Consider the following 21,902-nt stretch of genomic DNA (forward strand, 5'->3'; position numbering starts at 1 on the left):
ATAAAGCTTTAAAGGGAGGAGGAGAAGCCTTGAATGGTTTAAAATCGTTATTCCTGCAGCAGGAAGATGTCCAGTCCGTTCTGGCTGGAATTAACGAAAATTTGCGGGAACAGCTGATATCCGGGTTATCGGGTTCTTCAAGGACTGTTTTTACCGCGGCTATTTACGAAAAATTAAACAGGCCGATTATGGTCGTTACCCATAATCTATTACAAGCACAAAAACTCTATGATGATCTTTCCAATCTAGTAAACGAAACGGAAGTATTTCTATTTCCAGCAAACGAATTAATTGCTGCTGAACTCAGTGTTGCTAGTCCGGAATTAAAAGCCCAGCGTATGGATGCACTAAATTACTGGAGTCAGCATAATAAAGGAATTTTGATTGTGCCGATTGCCGGGTTGAAAAAAATTCTCCCTCCCAAAACGATCTGGCAGCGATACCAGCTAGCAGTAAAAATGGGGGAAGATTTGGAGATTGAGACATTCCTGAAAACATTGGTCAACATGGGCTATGTTCGCGGTGAAATGGTGACGACTCCCGGTGAGTTCAGTGTAAGAGGCGGTATTATTGATATTTACCCGCTTACTGAAGAAAACCCGTTAAGAATAGAGCTGTTTGATACCGAAATCGATTCAATCCGTTATTTCTCACTCGAAGACCAGCGTTCAAAAGGAAAGGTGACAGAGGCTGTCATCGGCCCTGCAACAGAATTCCTGCTTGAGCCGGAAAATTATCGCCAGATGGCTGAAAGATTGGAAGGCGGCTTGGCCAAAAGCTTAAAAAAATTAAAGGACGATAAGGCCAAACTGCAGCTTACACAAAATATCAGTCATGAGCTGGAACAATTAAAAAATGGCCAGAAGCCGGATGAAGTCTACAAATACCTGTCCTTAGCCTATGAATCGCCTAGCAGTCTACTAGACTATCTGCCTAAAGACGGCTTGGTGTTTATTGATGAAATCAGCCGGGTTCAAGAAATGAATGAATCGCTTGTAAAAGAGGAGGCAGAATGGTATACCGCCTTGCTTGGCGAAGGGAAGATCATCCATGATTTGCATATTTCTCATGACTTGCAGGCGTTTTTAATCAAAAAGGAGTTTCCGATTATATATATGTCGTTGTTCTTGCGGCATGTAGCCAATACCAATCCTCAGAACATCATTAATGTTTCCTGCAAGCCGATGCAGAACTTCCACGGACAAATGCATCTGCTAAAAGCGGAGATTGACAGATGGAAAAAAAGCAATTATTGTATTCTATTTTTAGGGCCGGACGGGGAAAGAGTCAAAAAGCTGGAACGTGTTCTAGAAGATTATGAAGTGGATGCCAGTGTCATCTCTGACCATCAGCAGCCGCTGCCAGGCAGAACCCAGATTATGAAAGGAAGCCTGCAAACCGGTTTTGAGCTGTCAATTCAAAAAATTGCCGTCATTACCGAGGAAGAGCTGTTTAATAAGCGGGTGAAAAAGTCTTCCAGCCGGCAAAAGCTCTCCAACGCCGAACGGATTAAGAGCTATTCAGAGCTAAAAACTGGCGATTATGTTGTCCATGTGAATCATGGAATCGGAAAATATTTAGGAATTGAAACCCTGGTCATTAACGGAATACATAAGGATTACCTTCATATCCGCTACCAGGGGACAGATAAGCTTTATGTGCCGGTTGAACAAATTGACCTAGTCCAGAAATATGTTGGTTCTGAGGGGAAAGAGCCGAAAATCTATAAGCTTGGCGGCAGTGATTGGAAGAAGGTCAAGAAAAAGGTCCAATCATCAGTTGAAGATATTGCCGACGACCTTATTAAGCTTTATGCCGAACGGGAGGCGGCAGTTGGTTATGCATTCTCGCCGGACGGTGACATGCAGCGGGAATTTGAAACCTCATTCGCCTACCGTGAAACGGAAGACCAGCTTCGTTCCATCCATGAAATCAAAAAGGATATGGAACAGCCGCGGCCGATGGACCGTTTGCTTTGCGGCGATGTCGGCTATGGAAAAACAGAGGTGGCAATCCGGGCGGCGTTTAAAGCAATTGCTGACGGCAAGCAGGTTGCCTTCTTGGTACCGACAACCATTTTGGCCCAGCAGCATTACGAGACCATCCGTGAGAGATTTCAGGACTTTCCAATCAATATCGGCATGTTAAGCAGATTCCGGACGAAAAAGCAGCAAACCGAAACGATCAAAGGCTTAAAGGCCGGTACGGTTGATATTGTCGTCGGAACGCATCGGCTGTTGTCCAAGGATATTGTTTACCATGATTTGGGCCTCTTAATTATTGATGAGGAGCAGCGGTTTGGCGTTACCCACAAGGAAAAAATTAAAAGACTAAAAACGAATATTGATGTGTTAACGTTGACCGCAACGCCAATACCGAGAACACTGCATATGTCGATGCTCGGGGTCCGTGATTTATCAGTCATTGAGACACCACCGGAAAACCGTTTCCCGGTGCAAACCTATGTGATGGAATACAATGGAAGCCTTGTCAGGGAGGCGATTGAGCGGGAGCTTGCCCGCGACGGACAAGTCTACTTCCTATATAACCGCGTTGAGGATATTGAGCGCAAGGCCGAAGAAATCCGCATGCTTGTGCCGGACGCACGGGTAACCTATGCTCACGGCCAAATGACGGAAAATGAATTGGAGTCCGTGATGCTCAGCTTTCTCGCGGGCGAATCCGATGTGTTGGTGAGCACGACAATTATTGAGACAGGTGTCGATATTCCTAACGTAAATACATTGATTGTCCACGATGCCGACCGCATGGGTCTGTCCCAGCTGTATCAGCTTCGCGGCCGAGTCGGCAGGTCAAATCGCGTCGCCTATGCGTATTTTACTTATCGCAAGGACAAAGTGTTAACGGAAGTGGCTGAAAAACGCCTTGAAACCATCAAGGAGTTTACCGAGTTAGGCTCAGGCTTTAAAATCGCCATGCGGGACCTGTCAATTAGAGGAGCGGGCAATTTATTGGGCGCTCAGCAGCATGGCTTTATCGATTCAGTGGGATTCGACCTTTATTCGCAAATGCTGAAGGAAGCGATTGAAGAGCGTAAGGGCGACCTTAAGGCGGCACCGAAGCCAACGGTTGAAATCGATCTGGAAATTGATGCCTACATTCCTGATACCTATATTAAAGATGGCCATCAAAAAATTGAGATGTATAAGCGGTTCAGAGGAGCCCAGACGCTCGAGGATATTGAAGAATTGCAGGCGGAAATGCTAGACCGGTTTGGTGAGTATCCTGATGAGGTCGCCTATCTGTTCCAAATTGCCGAGATGAAGGTATTTGCGATCAATAATGGCGTGGAACAAATTAAACAGGTTAAGCAGGATGTCACAATTCTATTGGATGAGGCCGTAACTAACACGCTTGATGGAAGTAAGCTTTTCCACTTAGGCAGCAAGTTTGGCCGTGCAGTCACCCCTGGCATGGAGGGGAAAAAATTAAAAATTGTCATTAAAACCAAGGACTTCGACACCTCCGCTTGGCTCAATATCATTTTTGAAATGGTCAAAGGCATTCCATTGGCGAAAAAAGAGCAAGGTAATCCAGTGAACTGATTTTTAAATAAAGAGGGAGCCTCACTTTCCAACGTTCCGGAATTGGCAGCAGTTCCTGAATATGTGAAAAAAATGTGACGTTTGTGTATAGAACTTTCCAGTTGAAAGATACTAAATTCAAAGTTGGCGAAGATTTCAATTACAGGAAAATAAGTTATTGTCGAGCTGCAGCGCCTAGGCGCTCGGGGTCATAAGCCAATCCGTCAAGAAGGCTAAAAGGCAGCCTTCTGGCCGGCTCGTCTTATGCCTGTCGCCCCTGGGCAAGGCGCTTCCGCTTTTCTATTCGCCAAGTTATTAAATCATCAGATGAAAGTGAGGCAACATTGGATGAAAGCAACTGGAATAGTTCGTCGAATCGATGATTTGGGTCGTGTTGTAATTCCTAAAGAAATACGCAGAACCCTGCGTATCCGTGAAGGGGATCCGTTAGAGATCTTTGTTGACCGGGATGGGGAAGTCATTTTAAAAAAGTATTCACCAATCAGCGAGTTAAGCGATTTTGCCAAAGAATATGCTGAAGCCCTATTTGACAGCCTCGGTAACCCTGTTCTGATTTGTGATAGAGATACTTACATTGCAGTAGCAGGTGGATCAAAAAAGGATTATTTAAATAAAAATATTAGTGAATTAGTTGAAAAAACGATGGAAGATCGCAATTCAGTGCTCATTACCCAGCAAGGCGATGTCGCCTTGGTAGAAGGCAATGATGAGACGGTGACATCTTACACAATTGGGCCGATTATCGCAAATGGTGACCCCATTGGAGCGGTGATTATTTTTTCAAAAGAGGGAACACTTGGGGAGGTCGAACAAAAGGCTGTGGAAACAGCAGCAGGCTTCCTCGCCCGACAAATGGAGCAGTAAACCGAAATGCGGAAGCCCCTAGGCGCTGAAGCTGGACAATTTTACTAAAAAGGCAGCCCTGGCTGCCTTTTTTAATGCTATAATGGAAGGCGCTTATGCGTTTCGAGGCAGGTGAACTATGTGAATCCATCAAAGGCTTTGTTTAAAGGGGCCTTTATTTTAACCATTGCAGCAATCATTACGAAGATTTTAAGTGCCTTTTACCGGATCCCCTTTCAAAATATCGTGGGCGATATCGGTTTTTACATATACCAGCAGGTGTATCCGTTTTATGGGATGGCTGTCGTGCTATCAACAACAGGCTTTCCGGTCGTGATTTCCAAGCTTTATGCGGAACAAAAGGAAAATGGAGAAGTCGGGAAATCCCGCCTGCTGCTCTTTGTGTCGTTCCTATACTTACAACTATTTGGCCTAATCTGCTTTCTGGTCCTTTATTTCGGGGCAGACCTAATCGCCAGATGGATGCACGACCCCGGCCTTTCAGTCTTAATAAGGGTAGTTTCGATCGTCTTTTTAACATTCCCGTTTATGGCCACGCTGCGCGGGTTTTACCAGGGAATCGGAGATATGACGCCAACGGCTTTATCACAAGTAGGTGAGCAGACTGTCCGGGTGTTGACGATTCTCTTCCTGTCCTATCTGCTGATGCAAAAGGGTGTCTCCTTATACCTAGTCGGCGGGGGAGCGATGTTTGGTTCCATTACCGGAAGCATCGTTTCCGGAATCATTTTGTTTATGTTTATTTGGATTCGTAAAGAATGGAGAATAATGGCGCCGGGGTATGGGCTTCTTCGAAAGGGTAAATCCTGGATAAGGCCGATTGTAAAAGCGCTCACGTTTCATGGCCTGGCGATTTGCATCAGCGGGATGCTAATGATATTTATCCAATTGGCCGACTCGTTAAATCTATATTCATTGCTTGTGAAATCAGGTATCGGACCGGACCCGGCTAAAACCCTAAAAGGGATCTATGACCGCGGGCAGCCGTTAATTCAATTGGGAACGGTTGCGGCATCGTCGATATCCCTTACACTTGTACCGTTAATTACTCGTGATCGTCTAGCAGCCAGGCCAGAATTTTTATATCATAAAATCCAACTGGCGATTAAAGTAAGCCTCGTCATTGGACTGGGTGCTGCGTTCGGGCTGGCGGCAATTATCAATCCGACCAATATTATGCTGTTTGAGAATGACCTTGGTTCCTCTGTTTTGGGCGTTCTCAGTTTTGTTATTTTGTTTACATCGATTATTTCTATTGTAATGGCAGTTTTGCAGGGACTGGGGAGTCTCATGACCCCCGCATTGGCGACGGTAAGTTTGTTCCCAGTCAAATACATGCTGAATATGGTGTTGGTTCCTGTATATGGAACAATGGGAGCTGCGATTTCAACACTTATTTCATTAGGCATTGTCACCATTATTTTGTTAGTAAAATTAAAAAAAATGGTGCCCATTTCCTTGGTGCCATTGCGGTTTTTAGCAACCGTTTCTGTTGCTGCCTTGGCGATGATTTTATCTTTAAAAGGCTATTTTTTCTTAATTGATAACCTGGCTGGCTCGCATGCTGGCAGCCGGACAGGAGCAGCGTTGCAAGCGTTATCGGCTGTTGGCTTTGGCGGACTTGTCTTTAGCTTCATTGTGATTAGAGGAAAAGTATTCAGAGAGGATGAGCTGGCACTTTTTCCGTTTGGCAGTAAATTCATCTATTTAATGGCTCGAAAGGATCGGAATTAATATGGCTAAAAAAATTGAGATTGTTGGTTTGGGTGCCGGAGACTTGGAGCAACTGCAAGTCGGTGTTTATCGAAAATTAATCAAGGCTGACCATGTCTACTTAAGAACAAAAGAGCATCCTGTTGTAGCGGACTTGGCACATGAAGGAATGACCTTTACTTCGTTTGATGATGTTTATGAACAGCATGATCAATTTGATGAAGTTTATGAGGAAATTGCCTCCATCCTGCTCGAAAAGGCGGACACTGAAGACGTCATCTATGCAGTGCCGGGTCATCCACTTGTGGCAGAGCGATCGGTCCAGCTTCTGTTTGAAAAAGGGCCAACGGCGGGAGTGAATATTGTTGTCGGCGGCGGGCAAAGCTTTATTGACGAGACCTTTGCGTCCTTAAGAATCGATCCGATCGACGGATTTCAGCTGTTGGATGGCACCTCGATTCATGCTGGCGGACTTCAAATGGACCAGCATATTATCATCAGCCAGGTATATGATCAGTTTGTTGCCTCCGATGTCAAATTAACGCTAATGGAGAGATATCCGGATGACTACGAGGTTTGGATTGTCACAGCGGCCGGCAGCAAACAGGAAGTCATCGAGAAGGTACCACTATATGAATTGGATCGCAATATATCAATTAATAATCTGACCTCTGTGTATGTTCCGCCTGTAAAGGATGAGGAGATCCTTTGGAAAACCTTTGCAAAGCTGCGCGCTATTATTGCTGAGTTAAGAGGGCCAAATGGCTGCCCGTGGGATAAGGAGCAAACCCATGAATCATTAAAAAGATATTTAATCGAAGAAACCTATGAAGTGATTGAAGCAATCAACGAAGGCGATATTGACCATTTGATCGAAGAACTTGGGGATGTTTTGCTTCAGGTGATGCTTCATGCACAAATTGGCGAGGATGATGGTTATTTTTCTATCGATGATGTAATGGAAGGGCTGTCGGCAAAAATGGTCCGCCGCCATCCGCATGTATTTGGGGAAGGCAAGGCAGCAAATGCCGAGGAGGTTGTTCAAAATTGGCAGCAGATTAAGGAGCAAGAAAAAGGCGGAAGTCATGCGCAAAACTCGCTGCTTGACGGAGTTTCCAAAGGACTTCCTAATTTGCTGAGAGCCTATGAATTGCAAAAGAAAGCGGCTAAGGTGGGCTTTGACTGGCAGGAAATTACCCCGGCTTTGGAGAAATTGAAAGAAGAGCTGGAGGAATTCACTGCTGAATTAAATGGAACCGACGGAAGCAAGGACCGGGCGGAAAAGGAATTCGGCGACTTATTATTTGCATTTGTCAATGTGGCAAGGTTCCTTAAAATTCATCCGGAAGAGGCACTTTTTCAAACAAACGAAAAATTTGTTCGCCGGTTTCACTACATTGAACAGCAGGTAAATAAGAGTGGCAAGGGCTTTGCTGACTATACGCTTGAAGAGCTTGACCATTATTGGGATGAAGCAAAACAAAAAGGATTATAGATTGGGGGAGAGCAGAAGATGCGTTTGGATAAGTTTTTAAAAGTCTCAAGATTAATTAAACGCAGAACCTTAGCTAAGGAGGTTTCCGACCAGGGCCGGATTGAGCTTAACGGCAAAGAGGCCAAGGCCAGCTCGACGGTAAAAGTGGGCGATGAACTGACACTTAGGCTTGGACAAAGGAAAGTCACCGTCAGAATCGAGCGGATTCAGGAAACGACCCGCAAGGAAGAAGCGGCGGAAATGTACACGATCGTTAAAGAGGAAAAGGTAAGTTATTCAGACGAAGGTTTATAGTAAAGCTCGTTCTATTTTTCTTGTCCCTAACATAAAAATGTTGTAGCGAGACAAATGATTGTGGGGGATGAGAATGAGCCAACAATATTACGATAATCATTCAACGAAAAGTAATATTCCAGACCATGATGTAATGATGAGAGGAAGAAAGCTTCTTGATATTACCGGCGTAAAGCAGGTGGAAAGCTTTGATAATGAGGAATTTTTGCTGGAGACATCGATGGGATTCTTGGCCATTAAGGGACAAAATTTGCAAATGAAAAACCTCGATGTCGAAAAAGGGATTGTGTCGATTAAAGGGAAAATCTTTGATCTCGTCTACTTGGATGAACATCACGGGGAGAAAGCTAAAGGGTTCTTTAGCAAGTTGTTCCGATGAGCCTTTCGACTCAATTTCTCACAATGCTTTCCATGATCGGAATGGGGTCGCTATTTGGGGCCCTTTTTGATACGTATCAAAGATTTTTGGACAGGCCCAAGCGAAAGGCCTGGATTGTATTCGTCAATGATTTGCTGTTTTGGATGATTCAGGCAATGCTTATCTTTTATGCATTGTTTTTAGTCAATAACGGCGAATTAAGGTTTTATATTTTTATTGCCCTTTTGTGCGGATTTGCCGCCTATCAAAGCTTGTTGAAAACAACGTACCTTAGGCTCCTTGAGCTAGCCATCAGGACGGTCATTTCGTTGGCGAGATTTATTAAAAGGACTTTTATGATGCTTATTTACAAACCGATTGTCGGGTTGATTCAGCTAGTTATTGTCATCGTTATGACCGTTGGCAGGGGACTGTTATCCCTGGCAAAATTTATTTGGAGTGTGATCCTATATATAATTAGGATGATTTTTGGCATAGTAAAACAGATTTTGCTAATATTGTGGAAACTTTTGCCGAAAAGCCTTAAAAAATCCGTCGAGAAGTTATATAATAAAACGGCAGGAAAATTTAAGGCAATCTGGAATTATATAAACAAGTGGATTGAAAAGTGGAAAAAAACAAAAGAGTAAGGTAGGGTATGGGAAATGGGAGCTGAACGTCAAAAAAATGTATCCAGAATCCAAACGCCGTATATCAGACAGCAGGAATATGCGGAAATCGCTTCAGCCAGGAAACGGAAGCTGTTAATTAGACGGCTGTCCTTGTTTTTTGTGTTTGCTGCTTTCCTGTCTTATTTGTTGATTTCCAGCCTGATTTCCCAAAATGCCAAGCTTGAGGCAAAAATGGCCGAGCATGAGAAGCTTAAAATCGAGCTCGCCCAACTGAAAAAGCAGGAAGATATTTTAAACGAAAATATCATAAAATTAAACGATGACGAGTATATTGCCAAGCTGGCCAGGAAAGAATACTTTTTCTCGGAGAAAAACGAAATTATCTTTAATATCCCTGAAGAAAAGAAGGAAAAATGAACCAATAGGGCGTATTATTGACACTCAAATTTCCCTTTCTGTATAATATATAGTAAGTTTGATTTTTTATATTTTTAAGGAGGAACATTTTTTTTATGTCAATCGAAGTAGGCAGCAAGTTACAAGGAAAGGTGACAGGAATTACAAATTTCGGAGCGTTTGTGGAGCTGCCGGATGGTTCAACAGGACTTGTCCACATCAGTGAGGTTGCTGACAATTATGTAAAAGATATTAATGATCATCTTAAAGTCGGCGACCAAGTTGAGGTCAAGGTTCTTAATGTTGAAAAGGATGGAAAGATTGGACTATCCATTAAAAAGGCCAAAGATAGACCAGAACAGCCGGAAAGAGAACGAAAATATTCAAACCAACGTCCTCGTCAGGGCAGATCAAACGATCGTAATCATTCTAGACCAGAGAACTTTGAAACAAAAATGGCGAAATTTTTAAAGGATAGCGAGGATCGTTTATCTTCCCTAAAGCGGCACACAGAGTCCAAGCGTGGAGGAAGAGGGGCCAGACGGGGTTAACTTGCTGCTGACTTTTACTCGGATAAAGCAGGTATCACTGTACTATCTAATAGATTAAAGACAAGTCATAATGGCTTGTCTTTTTTGTGTAAAAAAAGAAACCGACTAAACAGTCGATTTCTACTTCGCTTAATGTCTAGCTCCAGCGCCTAGGGGTTGGAGCATTTCAGTATAGCGGCGGAGGGGATCGAACCCCCGACCTTACGGGTATGAACCGTACGCTCTAGCCAGCTGAGCTACACCGCCAAATTAAAAACACAAATAATATAATACAAACACCGATATAGAAAGTCAATATAAACTTTACTTTACACAAGGCAAACGTCATCTATTCGGGATAGGTACTATTATTTGGATGAATATAGTGAAAACAGTCGAACGATTTTTTTAACTTGTTCACTAATTTGACAAACTTTTAAATCTATCAACTCTATAATAGTTTTCAACTAAAACTATCAGGGAGTGAGAAAAAATGGAGAAGCCAAACGCAAGTTTAGTAGAGCCGATCGGAGAAGTAAACCTTCACTCTCCAAAGTGGAATTTTGGAAATGGGTTAAAAAAATTTCAATTTATGCTGGAATCCTTTTTTATCAAAAAAGGGATCCTTTTATTAATTGTCGGCTTTCTGTTAGGACGTGCGTTAATCCTGGCAAAGCTGGCCCCGTTTAGTCTGCCTTTTTTTGCAGCGGTTTATTTAATTAAACGGGACCGGGCACCCATTGCTTTAATCGGGCTCATTTCGGGTGCGGCGACCCTATCGCTGGCAAACGCCGCCCTAACCTTCATCATTACCGTTTGCTTTATCATTATCTATCGAATCAGCCAAAAATGGATTGATAATGAAATGAAGGCGCTGCCATTTTTTGTCGGAGGTATCTTGGGGCTAGGAAAACTGGCGGAATCCTATTATTTTTCGGACCAGCTTACAATCTACGACGGGATGATGGTCGGTGTCCAGGCAAGTCTTGCCTTTATCCTCACGCTGATTTTCCTGCAAAGCATTCCGCTGCTAACCTTCAATAAACGCAGACAATTGCTAAAAACCGAGGAAATAGTCTGCTTGATTATTATGCTCGCCTCCATCATGACGGGAACAATTGGCTGGAAAGTCTATGACCTATCGGTGGAGCATATTTTATCCCGTTACCTTGTGTTAATATTTTCGTTTATTGCCGGAGCGACAATCGGGTCGACCGTGGGGGTCGTGACCGGGTTGATTTTCAGTCTAGCCAGTGTCTCCAGTTTTTATCATATGAGCTTGCTTGCTTTTTCAGGCGTATTAGGCGGATTGATGAAGGAAGGGAAAAAAATCGGCGTGTCCATCGGTTTGTTTATTGCCACACTATTAATCGCCATGTACGGGGAAGGCGGCGGCTCTATTAAGGTGACAATACTTGAATCGGCTGCTGCCATTTCTCTATTTTTATTAACTCCGCATATGCTGACATCGAGATTGGCCAAATATATTCCCGGCACGCCGGAGCATACGGCCGAACAGCAAAAATATATGAGGAAAATGCGCGATGTGACTGCACAGCGGGTTTCCCAGTTTTCCAGCGTGTTTCATGCCTTATCCAAAAGCTTTTCCCAGCTTGATAGAGAAGAGCCGGACGGTGAAGAGAGCATTCGCGAGATGGATTACTTTATGAGCCATGTAACCGAAAAGACATGCCAAACCTGCTTTAAGAAGGAACAATGCTGGGCGAAGAATTTTAGTACAACCTATGCCTATTTGGAAGAAATTATTCATGAAATGGATCAAAATGATGGAAATGTTTCCTTAAAACTGGCTCGGGAATGGGAAAAGCTATGTACCCGTTCGAAAAAGGTCTATGAAACGATTGGCACAGAGTTGACCTTCTATCAAGCCAATCAAAAATTGAAGAAAAAGGTTCAAGAGAGCCGGAATCTGGTAGCCGACCAGTTGATGGGCGTCTCCGAGGTGATGGATAACTTCGCCAAGGAAATTCAGCGGGAACGCGAAAATTATTACAAACAGGAAGAACAAATTATGGAAGCAATGCAGGGGTTTGGCATTCATATTGAGCAGGTGGAAATCTACAGCCTTGAACCGGGCAATGTCGATATTGAGATGTCCATCCCATATTGCAACGGGCGAGGTGAGTGTGAGAAGCTGATTGCTCCGATGTTGTCCGATATTCTAGGTGAAACGATTTTGGTGAACAGGGAGGAATGCGCTGCCTATCCAAACGGATATTGTCACGTCGTATTCAGGTCCTCCAAGGCATATACCGTTGAAACAGGAGTGGCCCATGCCGCTAAAGATGGGGGGCTTGTATCAGGTGACAGTCATTCAACGATTGAGCTCGGACTCGGCAAGTTTGCGCTAGCGATCAGCGATGGCATGGGCAATGGCGAACGAGCCCATTATGAAAGCAAGGAGACATTAAAGCTCTTGCAAAAGATTCTACAATCGGGAATTGAGGAACAAATCGCGATTAAATCGGTTAATTCGATTCTTTCTTTAAGGACGACGGACGAAATTTTCTCCACCCTGGATCTGGCGATGATTGACTTAAAAAATGCCTCAGGAAAATTCCTGAAGATCGGCTCCACCCCAAGCTTCATTAAACGGGGCAAAAAGGTAATCAAGATTCAGGCCAGCAATCTGCCGATGGGAATTCTTCAGGATTTCGAGGTTGACGTTGTCAGCGAGCAGTTAAAGGCAGGAGACCTGTTAATCATGATGAGCGATGGGGTATTTGAGGGCCCAAAGCATGTGGAAAACTACGATTTATGGATGAAACGTAAAATTCTTGAATTGGAAACGGACGACCCGCAGGATATTGCCGACTTAATTCTCGAAGAAGTGATCCGATCGAAAGGGGAAGTGATTGATGACGATATGACCATCATGGTTGCGAAAATCAAACATAATACCCCAAAGTGGGCCTCCATCCCCATGCAAAAATTAAAGAAGCGCGCCTAACCGATTATTTTAACCAGCTGAAGCATGAAATATGTATAAATACCCTCCACTCGGTCGAAAATGAAAGCTAATAAGATAAGTGGAGGGAGATCGTTATGTATACAGGGAAAATCCGCCAGATTCTTCTTATAACCGATGGCTGTTCAAATCAGGGAGAGGATCCGATTGCGATTGCCGCCCTGGCAAGGGAGCAAGGGGTAACCGTAAACGTCATCGGTGTAATGGAGCAAGATGTGATTGACGAAAAAGGAATGACGGAAATCGAAGGCATTGCCATGTCAGGCGGCGGGGTCAGTCAGATTGTCTATGCCCAGCAGTTGTCACAGACGGTGCAAATGGTTACAAGAAAAGCGATGAATCAAACGATCCAAGGGGTCGTCAATCGGGAATTGCAGCAAATTTTGGGACGCTCCAAAACAATGGAGGACCTGCCGCCGGAAAAACGGGGCGAGGTCATGGAGGTTGTCGATGAACTAGGAGAAACTGTCGAACTGGAGGTGTTGATTCTTGTCGACACCAGCGCCAGCATGAAACATAAGCTTCCGACCGTGAAAGAAGCGCTGTTTGACCTTTCTCTAAGCTTGAATGCACGTACAGGGGAAAATCAGTTCTCTGTTTACGTATTTCCCGGGAAAAGGAATGATGTCGAAAAATTGCTCGATTGGACGCCAAACCTGCAAAATTTGACAAGCGTGTTTTCCAAGCTGTCGACGGGAGGAATAACCCCCACCGGCCCGGCACTCAGGACGGCCGTATCCTCATTTAATCAAAAACCATCATTAAGGAGCTTGCTGGCAAGTGATGATGAATCATACTTGGAAGACTCAGTATAGGATTAGTCCCGGAACCGTTATAAAAGGGAAATGGCATTCTAAGCAATATGTGATTTTAAAGGAACTGGGATTTGGCGCCAATGGAGTGGTCTACCTTGCCAAGTATAACGATACTCAGATAGCGTTGAAGATGAGCGATAACAGTATGTCGATTACCTCTGAGGTAAATGTGTTAAAATCCTTTGCGAAGGTCCAGGGGCCCCCAACCCTCGGGCCTTCTTTGTTTGACGTCGACGATTGGCACAGCAGCTATGGCCGTCTGTCCTATTATGCGATGGAATATATCCACGGCCCCGATTTGCTCGCATTTATTCAGAAAAAAGGAAAAGCGTGGGTACCGGTGTTATTTTTGCAGCTGCTTAGCGATTTGGACAAACTCCATGAAAATGGCTGGGTGTTTGGCGATTTGAAACCGGAGAACCTGATTGTCACCGGACCCCCGCCGACAATCAGATGCATCGATGTCGGTGGTACGACGATTCAAGGGCGGGCGATTAAAGAGTTCACCGAGTTTTACGATCGTGGCTATTGGGGATTGGGCTCGCGGAAAGCCGATCGAGGCTATGATTTATTTGCAGTGGCAATGATGATGATTAATACCGCTTATCCTCAAAGGCTCACGAAGACAACAGGCGGGTTGACTCAGTTAAAAGAAGCAATCAGGCAAAAGCCTGAGCTGAAACGATTTGAAAAAGTCATTTTAAAAGCACTCCAGGGCCATTATCAGACAGCGGGGCAAATGAGAGTCGATTTATTGTCTGCGATGAGCGACCAAAAAAATTCACATAACAGTACCAAAACTGCAGGTGTGTCTACTGCAGGATCGAAGCGTCCAGCAATGCAGCAAGCTGCGGGAGGCGGACCGATGTCAAGGCAGCAATATCGGAAAAAGAAGAAAAAGAGCGGCTGGATGGAATTTTTCTTTATCGGCGTCGTTCTTTGCGTCCTATATAGCATGTACATTTTTTTAAAATTGCTATAAACGTTGAAACTTAATTGGTTTTCATTCGTATGAATGGAAACACCTAATGGTTAATTAAAATTCTTTAATTGGCAAGCCTATGTTTTGATAGTAATTTAACATAAGTGGTATTCTAAGTAGAAAGGCGGAAGCGCAACGGTATGGACTGTGTGCATGCGCCTGATATTCGAACTTTGTAGCAAGCAGGGTGTAATGATATGTTGGAAGTGAAGGTCGAGACCTTTCTCAAACGCCGTTCGTTCAAGCTGGAAAATAAAAAAATCGTTGTTGGGGTTTCGGGAGGGCCTGACTCTTTGGCACTGCTTCACTACCTAAACCAAACTAAAGAAAAAAGACATCTGACCATTATCGTGGCCCATGTCGACCATATGTTCCGCGGTCAAGAGTCGTTTGAGGACGCTTTGTTTGTTAAGGAATATTGTGAAAAAATGGCGGTCCCTTTTGAGATGGTGCGAATCAATGTCCCAGAAAAAATGAAGGCTGAAGGGAAAAGTTCCCAGTCTGCAGCAAGAGAGGCAAGATATGATTTCTATAGAAAAGTCATGGAGCGCTATCAAGCCCCGTATTTGGCCCTTGGCCATCATGGCGACGATCAGATGGAAACGATGTTGATGCGTTTTACCCGGGGCAGTACAGGGATGGCAAGGGCAGGGATTCCGTTCTCACGTCCCTTTGGCCAAGGAACCATTTTTCGACCATTTTTGTGTTTAACCAAAGATGAGATTCTTGAGTATTGTGAGAGGCACCGACTTACCCCGAGAATCGACCCGAGCAATAACAAGGATACTTACAGCAGAAACAGGTTCCGTCATAAGGTTCTTCCTTTTTTAAAAAATGAAAATCCTCTTGTTCATGAGCATTTTCAGCGCTTTAGCGAGGAGTTGCAAACAGACGAAGCGTTTCTGCAGGAATTAACGATCGAAAAAATGAATACAGTAGTGAAAAACAAAGAAATAGGCAAAATAACCATTGACATAGCTGAATTCCTTGAAATGCCTTTACCTTTACAAAGGAGAGGGATTCAACTAATATTAAACTATCTTTACAAGGAAAAACCGGCCGCTCTTTCCGCTGTACATATTGATCAGATTTTTTACTTAATCAACTATGGCGGACCGTCAGGAGAACTGGATTTTCCGGGTGACCTAAAGGTATATCGGTCTTATCGGGAGCTGCTGTTTCAATTTCAGCATCTCAAGGCGGAGGAGTACTTAATCCAACTCAACGGGCCGGGGTCAGTAAATCTCCCAAACGGAGTGCTTACTGCCGAATATTCAAAGGGCAATATTCAAGATACGAAGGCACATACTGCACTATTTTCTGTAGAGGCAGTCCAATGGCCGCTGATTATTCGTACCAGGCAAAGTGGGGACCGAATGACATTAAAAGGGATGACAGGTTCAAAAAAGTTAAAAGATATCTTTATCGACCAAAAGATCCCGAGGTATGACCGTGACGTCTGGCCTGTCATTACGGATAGTAACGGAAGCATTCTCTGGCTTCCAGGTTTGAAAAAATCATCATTTGAAGGAATTGAGAAAAAAGAAAAACCATATATACTACTCAAATATGTAGGTAATGATCTTCTAGGGGGCACATTGGATGATGAACCAGGATATTGAAAAGGTGTTAGTTTCGGAAGAAGAAATTCAGGAAAAGATAAGGGAACTGGCCGCACAATTAACAGAGGAATATAAGGACCGCTTTCCACTGGCCATCGGTGTCCTGAAAGGTGCAATGCCGTTTATGGCGGATTTGCTGAAACGCATGGATTGCTATTTGGAAATGGATTTCATGGATGTATCAAGTTATGGAACCGCGTTAAAATCTTCCGGAGAAGTGAAGATCCTAAAGGATTTGGATACCTCCGTCGAAGGACGGGATATCCTGATTATCGAGGATATCATCGATAGCGGGTTAACCCTTAGCTACTTGGTGGATTTATTCCGCTACCGCAAGGCCAAGTCAATTAAAATCGTCACGTTGCTCGATAAGCCAAGCGGCAGGAAAAGCGAAATCAAAGCAGATTATGTTGGTTTTATCGTACCGGATGAGTTTGTTGTTGGGTATGGCCTGGATTACATCGAAAAATACCGGAACCTTCCATATATCGGGGTTTTGAAACCCGAAGTTTACAGCAATAATCAATAACCCTTTTCAGGTTTTCCCGGTAATGCTAAACGTCCTTGCTAACGAGGGCTATTCCTTGAATTAACAAGATTTTCTATGATACTATTTAATGTAGTTTTTACCCGCGGGAGGAGGTAAGAGATGAATCGGATTTTCCGTAATACCATCTTTTATTTATTGATATTTTTAGTCATTATAGGTGTTGTCAGTTTCTTTAATGGAAACAATGAGCCAACTGACCAAATCTCATACGACAAGTTTGTTGAGCAATTGGAAAATGACGAAGTAAAGGCATTTACGATGCAGCCGGAACGGGGCGTATTTGAGATACGCGGTGAGCTGGAAGCAAATAATAAGAAATTTATCACCTATATACCAAACGGGGAGAAGATCCTTGACACCGTCCAAAATTCCAATGCAAAAGTGGACGTTATGCCGGCAAAAGAAACGAGCGGCTGGGTTACCTTCTTCACATCGATTATTCCGTTTGTGATTATCTTTATTTTATTTTTCTTCTTGCTTAACCAGGCGCAAGGCGGCGGCAGCCGGGTGATGAACTTCGGCAAGTCCAAAGCAAGACTCTATAACGATGACAAGAAAAAAGTCCGTTTCAGAGATGTCGCCGGTGCGGATGAGGAAAAGGCCGAATTGGTCGAAGTGGTTGAGTTTCTAAAAGACCCGCGGAAATTTGCTGAACTTGGCGCACGTATCCCTAAAGGTGTGCTGTTAGTCGGACCTCCGGGTACCGGTAAAACATTGCTGGCCCGTGCTGTTGCCGGTGAGGCAGGCGTACCGTTCTTCTCGATCAGCGGTTCTGATTTCGTTGAAATGTTCGTCGGGGTCGGTGCATCCCGTGTCCGTGATTTGTTTGAAAATGCAAAGAAAAATGCTCCGTGTATCATCTTTATTGATGAAATTGATGCCGTAGGGCGCCAGCGTGGTGCCGGTCTTGGCGGCGGACATGATGAGCGCGAGCAAACACTGAACCAGCTATTAGTTGAAATGGATGGATTCGGAGCCAATGAAGGAATCATTATCATTGCTGCGACAAACCGTCCGGATATTCTGGATCCAGCGTTACTGCGTCCGGGACGTTTTGACCGTCAAATTACCGTTGACCGTCCGGATGTCAATGGCCGCGAGGCGGTCTTAAAAGTACATGCCCGCAATAAGCCATTGGATGAGTCGGTAAACCTGAAAAACATTGCCATGCGAACCCCAGGATTTTCAGGTGCAGACCTTGAGAACCTGTTAAATGAAGCAGCCCTTGTGGCCGCACGGCAAAACAAAAAGAAAATTGATATGGTGGATATTGACGAGGCCACAGACCGTGTAATTGCTGGTCCGGCGAAAAAGAGCCGCGTGATCTCTGAAAAGGAGAGACGTATTGTTGCCTTCCACGAAGGCGGCCATACAGTTATTGGCTTAGTGCTGGATGAAGCGGATATGGTCCATAAGGTAACGATTGTGCCTCGCGGTCAGGCAGGCGGTTATGCTGTCATGCTTCCAAGAGAAGATCGTTATTTCATGACAAAGCCAGAACTGCTTGATAAGATTGTTGGCCTATTAGGCGGACGCGTGGCAGAGGAGATTGTCTTTGGTGAAGTTAGTACTGGGGCACACAATGACTTCCAGCGTGCGACAGGCATTGCCCGCCGCATGGTAACCGAATTCGGAATGAGCGATAAGCTTGGACCGCTGCAGTTCGGTCAACAGTCGGGCGGTCAGGTATTCCTTGGACGCGACCTTCATAATGAACAAAATTATTCAGATGCGATTGCCTATGAGATCGACCTGGAGATCCAACGGATTATTAAAGAATCCTACGAACGATGCAGACAGATTCTTACCGAGAATCGCGACAAGCTTGATTTAATTGCGAAAACGCTCCTTGAAGTGGAAACTTTGAATGCTGAACAAATTAAGTATTTAATCGATAATGGCCGTTTACCGGAAAATCCGGAGGAACTTAAATCGGTTGTAGTCGACATGAAAAAGGCCGATGATGTGAAAGTCAACATCAATGCAAAAAAAGATGAGAATTCTTCTGAGGAAAGTTCATCAGATGATACAAGCAAATAAATTCAGACAAGAGTGCTTCGAAAATGAAGCACTCTTTTTTTGCTAATAGGAAGTAAAAAATTTTTCCAATTTTATACTTCCTAATGCATAAATTCAACTACGCCTATGTCTTCGTCCTAACGGACTTGCCAATCGGCGAGTTTTCATTTATCGCAATAGGCTATATTATGTTATTATGTTTGCATGTGAGATAAGAAAAATCCGATAAAGTGAGTGATAGATGTGATTTTGGTTATTGACGTGGGAAATACTAATATTGTTTTGGGCGTATATGACAATGACGAGCTGAAATACCACTGGCGGGTCGAGACAAGCCGCAACCGAACAGAGGATGAGTTCGGGATGAACATCAAGGCGTTATTTGATTTTTCAGGACTGAAATTTACAGATGTAAACGGCATTATTATTTCTTCCGTTGTGCCGCCGATCATGTTTGCGTTGGAAAGAATGTGTCAAAAGTATTTCCATGTAAAGCCATTAGTTGTCGGACCTGGAATCAAAACGGGGTTAAACATTAAATATGAGAATCCTCGGGAAGTGGGGGCCGACCGCATCGTCAATGCCATTGCCGCGATTCACGAGTACGGCAGCCCGCTGGTAATCGTCGACTTCGGTACCGCGACCACCTATTGTTATGTAAATGAACATGGCCAATATATGGGCGGCGCGATTGCTCCCGGGATCGGCATCTCGACAGAGGCTTTATATTCAAGGGCTGCTAAATTGCCAAGGATTGAAATCGTTCGTCCGGAAGGGGTAATTGGCAAAAATACAGTAGCAGCAATGCAGGCGGGGATAGTCTATGGGTATGTCGGCCAGGTTGAGGGAATCGTCAAACGAATGATGTCTCAAAGCGAAAAAAACCCTACGGTTATTGCTACAGGCGGTCTAGCCAGTTTAATTGCGCAGGAATCAACGGTTATTGATGTTGTTGATCCTTTCTTGACATTAAAAGGGTTACAGCTAATTTATAAACGAAACGTGGACAACTTAAGAAACAGCAGTGAGAAAGGGGTTTAATATGAGCGATTATTTAGTAAAAGCACTCGGCTTTAACGGCAGCATCCGCGCCTATGCGGTCACCTCGACCGACACAGTTAGCGAAGCGCAGCGGCGCCATCAAACCTGGAGGACCGCATCGGCAGCACTAGGGCGGACATTGACAGCAGGGGTAATGATGGGGGCTATGTTGAAGGGCGATGAAATGCTGACCATCAAAATAAATGGCGACGGTCCGCTTGGGCCGATTTTGGTCGATGCCAATGCCAAGGGTGAAGTGCGAGGTTATGTCACAAACCCGCAGGTGGATTTTGAAGCTAATGAACATGGCAAGCTCGATGTCCGCCGCGCGGTCGGTACAAATGGTTTGTTAGCGGTGGTAAAGGATATTGGAATGCGTGACTTTTTCTCTGGGCAGGTTCCGCTAGTATCGGGTGAGCTTGGTGAGGATTTCACCTATTATTTTGCGACCTCGGAGCAGACTCCGTCCTCTGTTGGCGTCGGGGTTTTGGTCAATCCGGATGATTCCATTTTGGCAGCCGGCGGATTCATTATTCAAATTATGCCGGGAACCGACGAAAAAATTATCACAAAGCTCGAGGAGCGGCTAAAAACGATACCGCCTGTATCGAAACTAGTCGAGCAAGGCTTGACCCCCGAACAATTATTGGCGGAGCTTTTTGGGGATGAGCCTGTAAAAGTCCTAGAGACCCTTCCAGTCAAATTTCAATGCACCTGTTCCAAGCAGCGCTTTGCTGATGCAATTGTCGGCCTAGGTGCCCAAGAAATTACCGCCATGATTGAAGAAGACGGCAAGGCCGAGGCCCACTGCCACTTCTGCAACGAAAAATACCAGTTTTCAAAGGAAGAATTGGAAGAGCTAAGAAACGAGGCCAAATAAAAGTTTAAGAATTGTCTAGCTACAGCGCCTAGGTGCTCGAGGTCATAAGCCAATCCGTCAAGAAGGCTAAAAGGCAGCCTTCTAGCCGGCTCGTCTTATGCTTGTCGCCCCTGGGCACTAAGGAAAGCTTCTATGAGTTTTCCTCGCAGGAACAAGCTGTGCTTGTTCCGAAGGCGCTTTCGCTTTTCTTATTAAGGGGAGATCAGGTTGGGGAAGAAGCAGCTTTGGATGGTGATTGCTGGCCTTATTATGCTAAACTGTGTAACCATTGTCTTTTTTCTGTCAAAGGCGGGCGAGGTTGGCGGTGCGGCAGCTGAGGAAGCGGTGGCAACCATCGGGAAAAAGGAAATTACTAGGCAGGATTGGCTTCACGAATTGGAGACACGCTACGGCAAGGATGTCTTAAGGGACCTTATCAATCAGCAGGTCGTCCAGGAAATGGCGAAAAAAGAAAAGATAAAAATATCCGATCAAGACGTCGAACGGGAATTTCGAATGCTGCTGGCGACCAATCATTCGGTTGGCCCCAATTCCAAGCTTGATGAAAAAAAGTGGAAAGAACAAATCCGCAACAACCTGCTGCTGGAAGAGCTTTTGACAAAGGACGTCAACATTTCCGAGAAAGAAGTCAAAAGCTACTATGATAAAAATAAACATCTATTTGATGTCCCAGAAGCCTATCATGTATCGCACATCCTGGTAAGAACAAAAAAGGAAGCCGACGCGGCCTATAATGAACTGAAACAGGGCTCGAGTTTTTCCGCATTGGCAATGGAGCGGTCTGTTGATGAATTTTCCGCGAATGAAGGCGGCGATCTTGGTTATATTACAGATGGGGACGAGCAGTACCCAAGAATTTATATAGACACGGCGAAAAAGCTAAAAAAGGGCAAATATTCAAAGCCGGTTCAGGTGGACAACACCTATGTACTGCTGAAGCTGGAAGAGAAAATCAGCGGGAAAAAGTATTCCTATGAAGAAGTTAAAAGCCAAATCCGCCGGCAGATTGCCTTGGAACAAATGAAAACCCCAGCCTCTGCCACAACCTTCTGGAAGGAAGCGAAAGTGGACTGGTTTTACGGAAAAACTAAAGACGAAAACTAAAGCACAGATTCCCATTCTGTGTTTTTCTTTATACGAAAAATTTACAAATTTC

Annotated in this window: 18 protein-coding genes and 1 tRNA gene; 18 read left to right on the forward strand and 1 reads right to left on the reverse strand. The window is 44.4% G+C overall.

The window, feature by feature from the left end:
- Positions 1–29: 29 nt before the first annotated feature.
- The 9 genes from mfd (at position 30) to M3234_RS26475 (ending at position 9,869) form a co-directional block, all read left to right on the forward strand.
- Positions 30–3,566, forward strand: a complete 3,537-nt coding sequence (mfd, locus tag M3234_RS26435) for a transcription-repair coupling factor (RefSeq protein WP_262307533.1) — start codon at positions 30–32, stop codon at positions 3,564–3,566.
- Between the two features lie 327 nt (positions 3,567–3,893).
- Complete coding sequence (gene spoVT / locus M3234_RS26440) at positions 3,894–4,430, forward strand: stage V sporulation protein T (protein ID WP_285858806.1); 537 nt, start codon at positions 3,894–3,896, stop codon at positions 4,428–4,430.
- A 120-nt stretch (positions 4,431–4,550) separates the two neighbouring features.
- A complete protein-coding gene (locus M3234_RS26445) occupies positions 4,551–6,164 on the forward strand; it encodes a putative polysaccharide biosynthesis protein (protein WP_262307534.1) in 1,614 nt (537 codons plus the stop codon).
- A gap of 1 nt (position 6,165) precedes the next feature.
- On the forward strand, positions 6,166–7,638 hold the full coding sequence (gene yabN, locus M3234_RS26450) for a bifunctional methyltransferase/pyrophosphohydrolase YabN (protein ID WP_262307535.1): 1,473 nt from the start codon (positions 6,166–6,168) through the stop codon (positions 7,636–7,638).
- A gap of 18 nt (positions 7,639–7,656) precedes the next feature.
- Positions 7,657–7,932: an RNA-binding S4 domain-containing protein gene (locus M3234_RS26455; protein ID WP_066321855.1), complete on the forward strand. Its 276-nt coding sequence runs from the start codon at positions 7,657–7,659 to the stop codon at positions 7,930–7,932.
- Positions 7,933–8,005: 73 nt separating this feature from the next.
- Positions 8,006–8,311 carry a sporulation protein YabP gene (yabP, locus tag M3234_RS26460; RefSeq protein ID WP_066321854.1) on the forward strand — a complete coding sequence of 102 codons (306 nt, stop codon included), beginning with the start codon at positions 8,006–8,008 and terminating at the stop codon, positions 8,309–8,311.
- Positions 8,308–8,940 (forward strand): spore cortex biosynthesis protein YabQ, encoded by a 633-nt coding sequence (gene yabQ, locus M3234_RS26465; RefSeq protein ID WP_262307536.1) that lies wholly within the window; start codon positions 8,308–8,310, stop codon positions 8,938–8,940. The genes yabP and yabQ overlap by 4 nt, the downstream gene beginning before the upstream one ends.
- Before the next feature lie 15 nt (positions 8,941–8,955).
- Positions 8,956–9,339, forward strand: coding sequence for an FtsB family cell division protein (locus M3234_RS26470; protein ID WP_262307537.1), 384 nt, complete (start codon positions 8,956–8,958; stop codon positions 9,337–9,339).
- A gap of 95 nt (positions 9,340–9,434) precedes the next feature.
- Complete coding sequence (locus tag M3234_RS26475; RefSeq protein ID WP_262307538.1) at positions 9,435–9,869, forward strand: S1 domain-containing RNA-binding protein; 435 nt, start codon at positions 9,435–9,437, stop codon at positions 9,867–9,869.
- 172 nt (positions 9,870–10,041) lie between these two features.
- Here M3234_RS26475 and M3234_RS26480 read toward each other — a convergent pair.
- Positions 10,042–10,115, reverse strand: a tRNA-Met gene (locus tag M3234_RS26480).
- Positions 10,116–10,341: 226 nt separating this feature from the next.
- Here M3234_RS26480 and spoIIE point away from each other — a divergent pair.
- The 9 genes from spoIIE (at position 10,342) to M3234_RS26525 (ending at position 21,850) form a co-directional block, all read left to right on the forward strand.
- Complete coding sequence (gene spoIIE, locus M3234_RS26485) at positions 10,342–12,819, forward strand: stage II sporulation protein E (RefSeq protein WP_262307539.1); 2,478 nt, start codon at positions 10,342–10,344, stop codon at positions 12,817–12,819.
- A 95-nt stretch (positions 12,820–12,914) separates the two neighbouring features.
- On the forward strand, positions 12,915–13,652 hold the full coding sequence (locus M3234_RS26490) for a VWA domain-containing protein (RefSeq protein ID WP_262307540.1): 738 nt from the start codon (positions 12,915–12,917) through the stop codon (positions 13,650–13,652).
- Entirely contained in the window at positions 13,621–14,634 is a 1,014-nt protein-coding gene (locus M3234_RS26495; protein WP_262307556.1) for a serine/threonine-protein kinase, read from the forward strand. The genes M3234_RS26490 and M3234_RS26495 overlap by 32 nt, the downstream gene beginning before the upstream one ends.
- A gap of 197 nt (positions 14,635–14,831) precedes the next feature.
- Positions 14,832–16,256 (forward strand): tRNA lysidine(34) synthetase TilS, encoded by a 1,425-nt coding sequence (tilS, locus tag M3234_RS26500; RefSeq protein WP_262307541.1) that lies wholly within the window; start codon positions 14,832–14,834, stop codon positions 16,254–16,256.
- The gene (gene hpt / locus M3234_RS26505; protein WP_464515100.1) at positions 16,240–16,785 is read left to right on the forward strand and encodes a hypoxanthine phosphoribosyltransferase; all 546 of its coding nucleotides are present in this window, start codon (positions 16,240–16,242) and stop codon (positions 16,783–16,785) included. The genes tilS and hpt overlap by 17 nt, the downstream gene beginning before the upstream one ends.
- A gap of 120 nt (positions 16,786–16,905) precedes the next feature.
- Positions 16,906–18,846, forward strand: a complete 1,941-nt coding sequence (gene ftsH / locus M3234_RS26510; protein ID WP_262307543.1) for an ATP-dependent zinc metalloprotease FtsH — start codon at positions 16,906–16,908, stop codon at positions 18,844–18,846.
- A 222-nt stretch (positions 18,847–19,068) separates the two neighbouring features.
- Entirely contained in the window at positions 19,069–19,866 is a 798-nt protein-coding gene (locus M3234_RS26515) for a type III pantothenate kinase (protein ID WP_262307544.1), read from the forward strand.
- 1 nt (position 19,867) lies between these two features.
- Positions 19,868–20,746 (forward strand): Hsp33 family molecular chaperone HslO, encoded by an 879-nt coding sequence (gene hslO, locus M3234_RS26520; RefSeq protein ID WP_262307545.1) that lies wholly within the window; start codon positions 19,868–19,870, stop codon positions 20,744–20,746.
- A 207-nt stretch (positions 20,747–20,953) separates the two neighbouring features.
- Entirely contained in the window at positions 20,954–21,850 is an 897-nt protein-coding gene (locus tag M3234_RS26525) for a peptidylprolyl isomerase (RefSeq protein WP_262307546.1), read from the forward strand.
- Positions 21,851–21,902: the final 52 nt, after the last annotated feature.

This window comes from Neobacillus niacini, assembly GCF_023715785.1.
Lineage (GTDB): Bacteria > Bacillota > Bacilli > Bacillales > Cytobacillaceae > Neobacillus > Neobacillus niacini_E.

Excerpts from the sequence above, each read along its gene's own strand:
- hpt (WP_464515100.1), top strand. The coding sequence starts at position 16,240 with ATGAACCAGGATATTGAAAAGGTGTTAGTTTCGGAAGAAGAAATTCAG.
- yabN (WP_262307535.1), top strand. The coding sequence starts at position 6,166 with ATGGCTAAAAAAATTGAGATTGTTGGTTTGGGTGCCGGAGACTTGGAG.
- M3234_RS26470 (WP_262307537.1), top strand. The coding sequence starts at position 8,956 with ATGGGAGCTGAACGTCAAAAAAATGTATCCAGAATCCAAACGCCGTAT.
- M3234_RS26490 (WP_262307540.1), top strand. The coding sequence starts at position 12,915 with ATGTATACAGGGAAAATCCGCCAGATTCTTCTTATAACCGATGGCTGT.
- tilS (WP_262307541.1), top strand. The coding sequence starts at position 14,832 with ATGTTGGAAGTGAAGGTCGAGACCTTTCTCAAACGCCGTTCGTTCAAG.
- M3234_RS26475 (WP_262307538.1), top strand. The coding sequence starts at position 9,435 with ATGTCAATCGAAGTAGGCAGCAAGTTACAAGGAAAGGTGACAGGAATT.
- spoVT (WP_285858806.1), top strand. The coding sequence starts at position 3,894 with ATGAAAGCAACTGGAATAGTTCGTCGAATCGATGATTTGGGTCGTGTT.
- M3234_RS26455 (WP_066321855.1), top strand. The coding sequence starts at position 7,657 with ATGCGTTTGGATAAGTTTTTAAAAGTCTCAAGATTAATTAAACGCAGA.
- M3234_RS26495 (WP_262307556.1), top strand. The coding sequence starts at position 13,621 with ATGATGAATCATACTTGGAAGACTCAGTATAGGATTAGTCCCGGAACC.
- yabP (WP_066321854.1), top strand. The coding sequence starts at position 8,006 with ATGAGCCAACAATATTACGATAATCATTCAACGAAAAGTAATATTCCA.
- ftsH (WP_262307543.1), top strand. The coding sequence starts at position 16,906 with ATGAATCGGATTTTCCGTAATACCATCTTTTATTTATTGATATTTTTA.
- yabQ (WP_262307536.1), top strand. The coding sequence starts at position 8,308 with ATGAGCCTTTCGACTCAATTTCTCACAATGCTTTCCATGATCGGAATG.
- spoIIE (WP_262307539.1), top strand. The coding sequence starts at position 10,342 with ATGGAGAAGCCAAACGCAAGTTTAGTAGAGCCGATCGGAGAAGTAAAC.
- hslO (WP_262307545.1), top strand. The coding sequence starts at position 19,868 with ATGAGCGATTATTTAGTAAAAGCACTCGGCTTTAACGGCAGCATCCGC.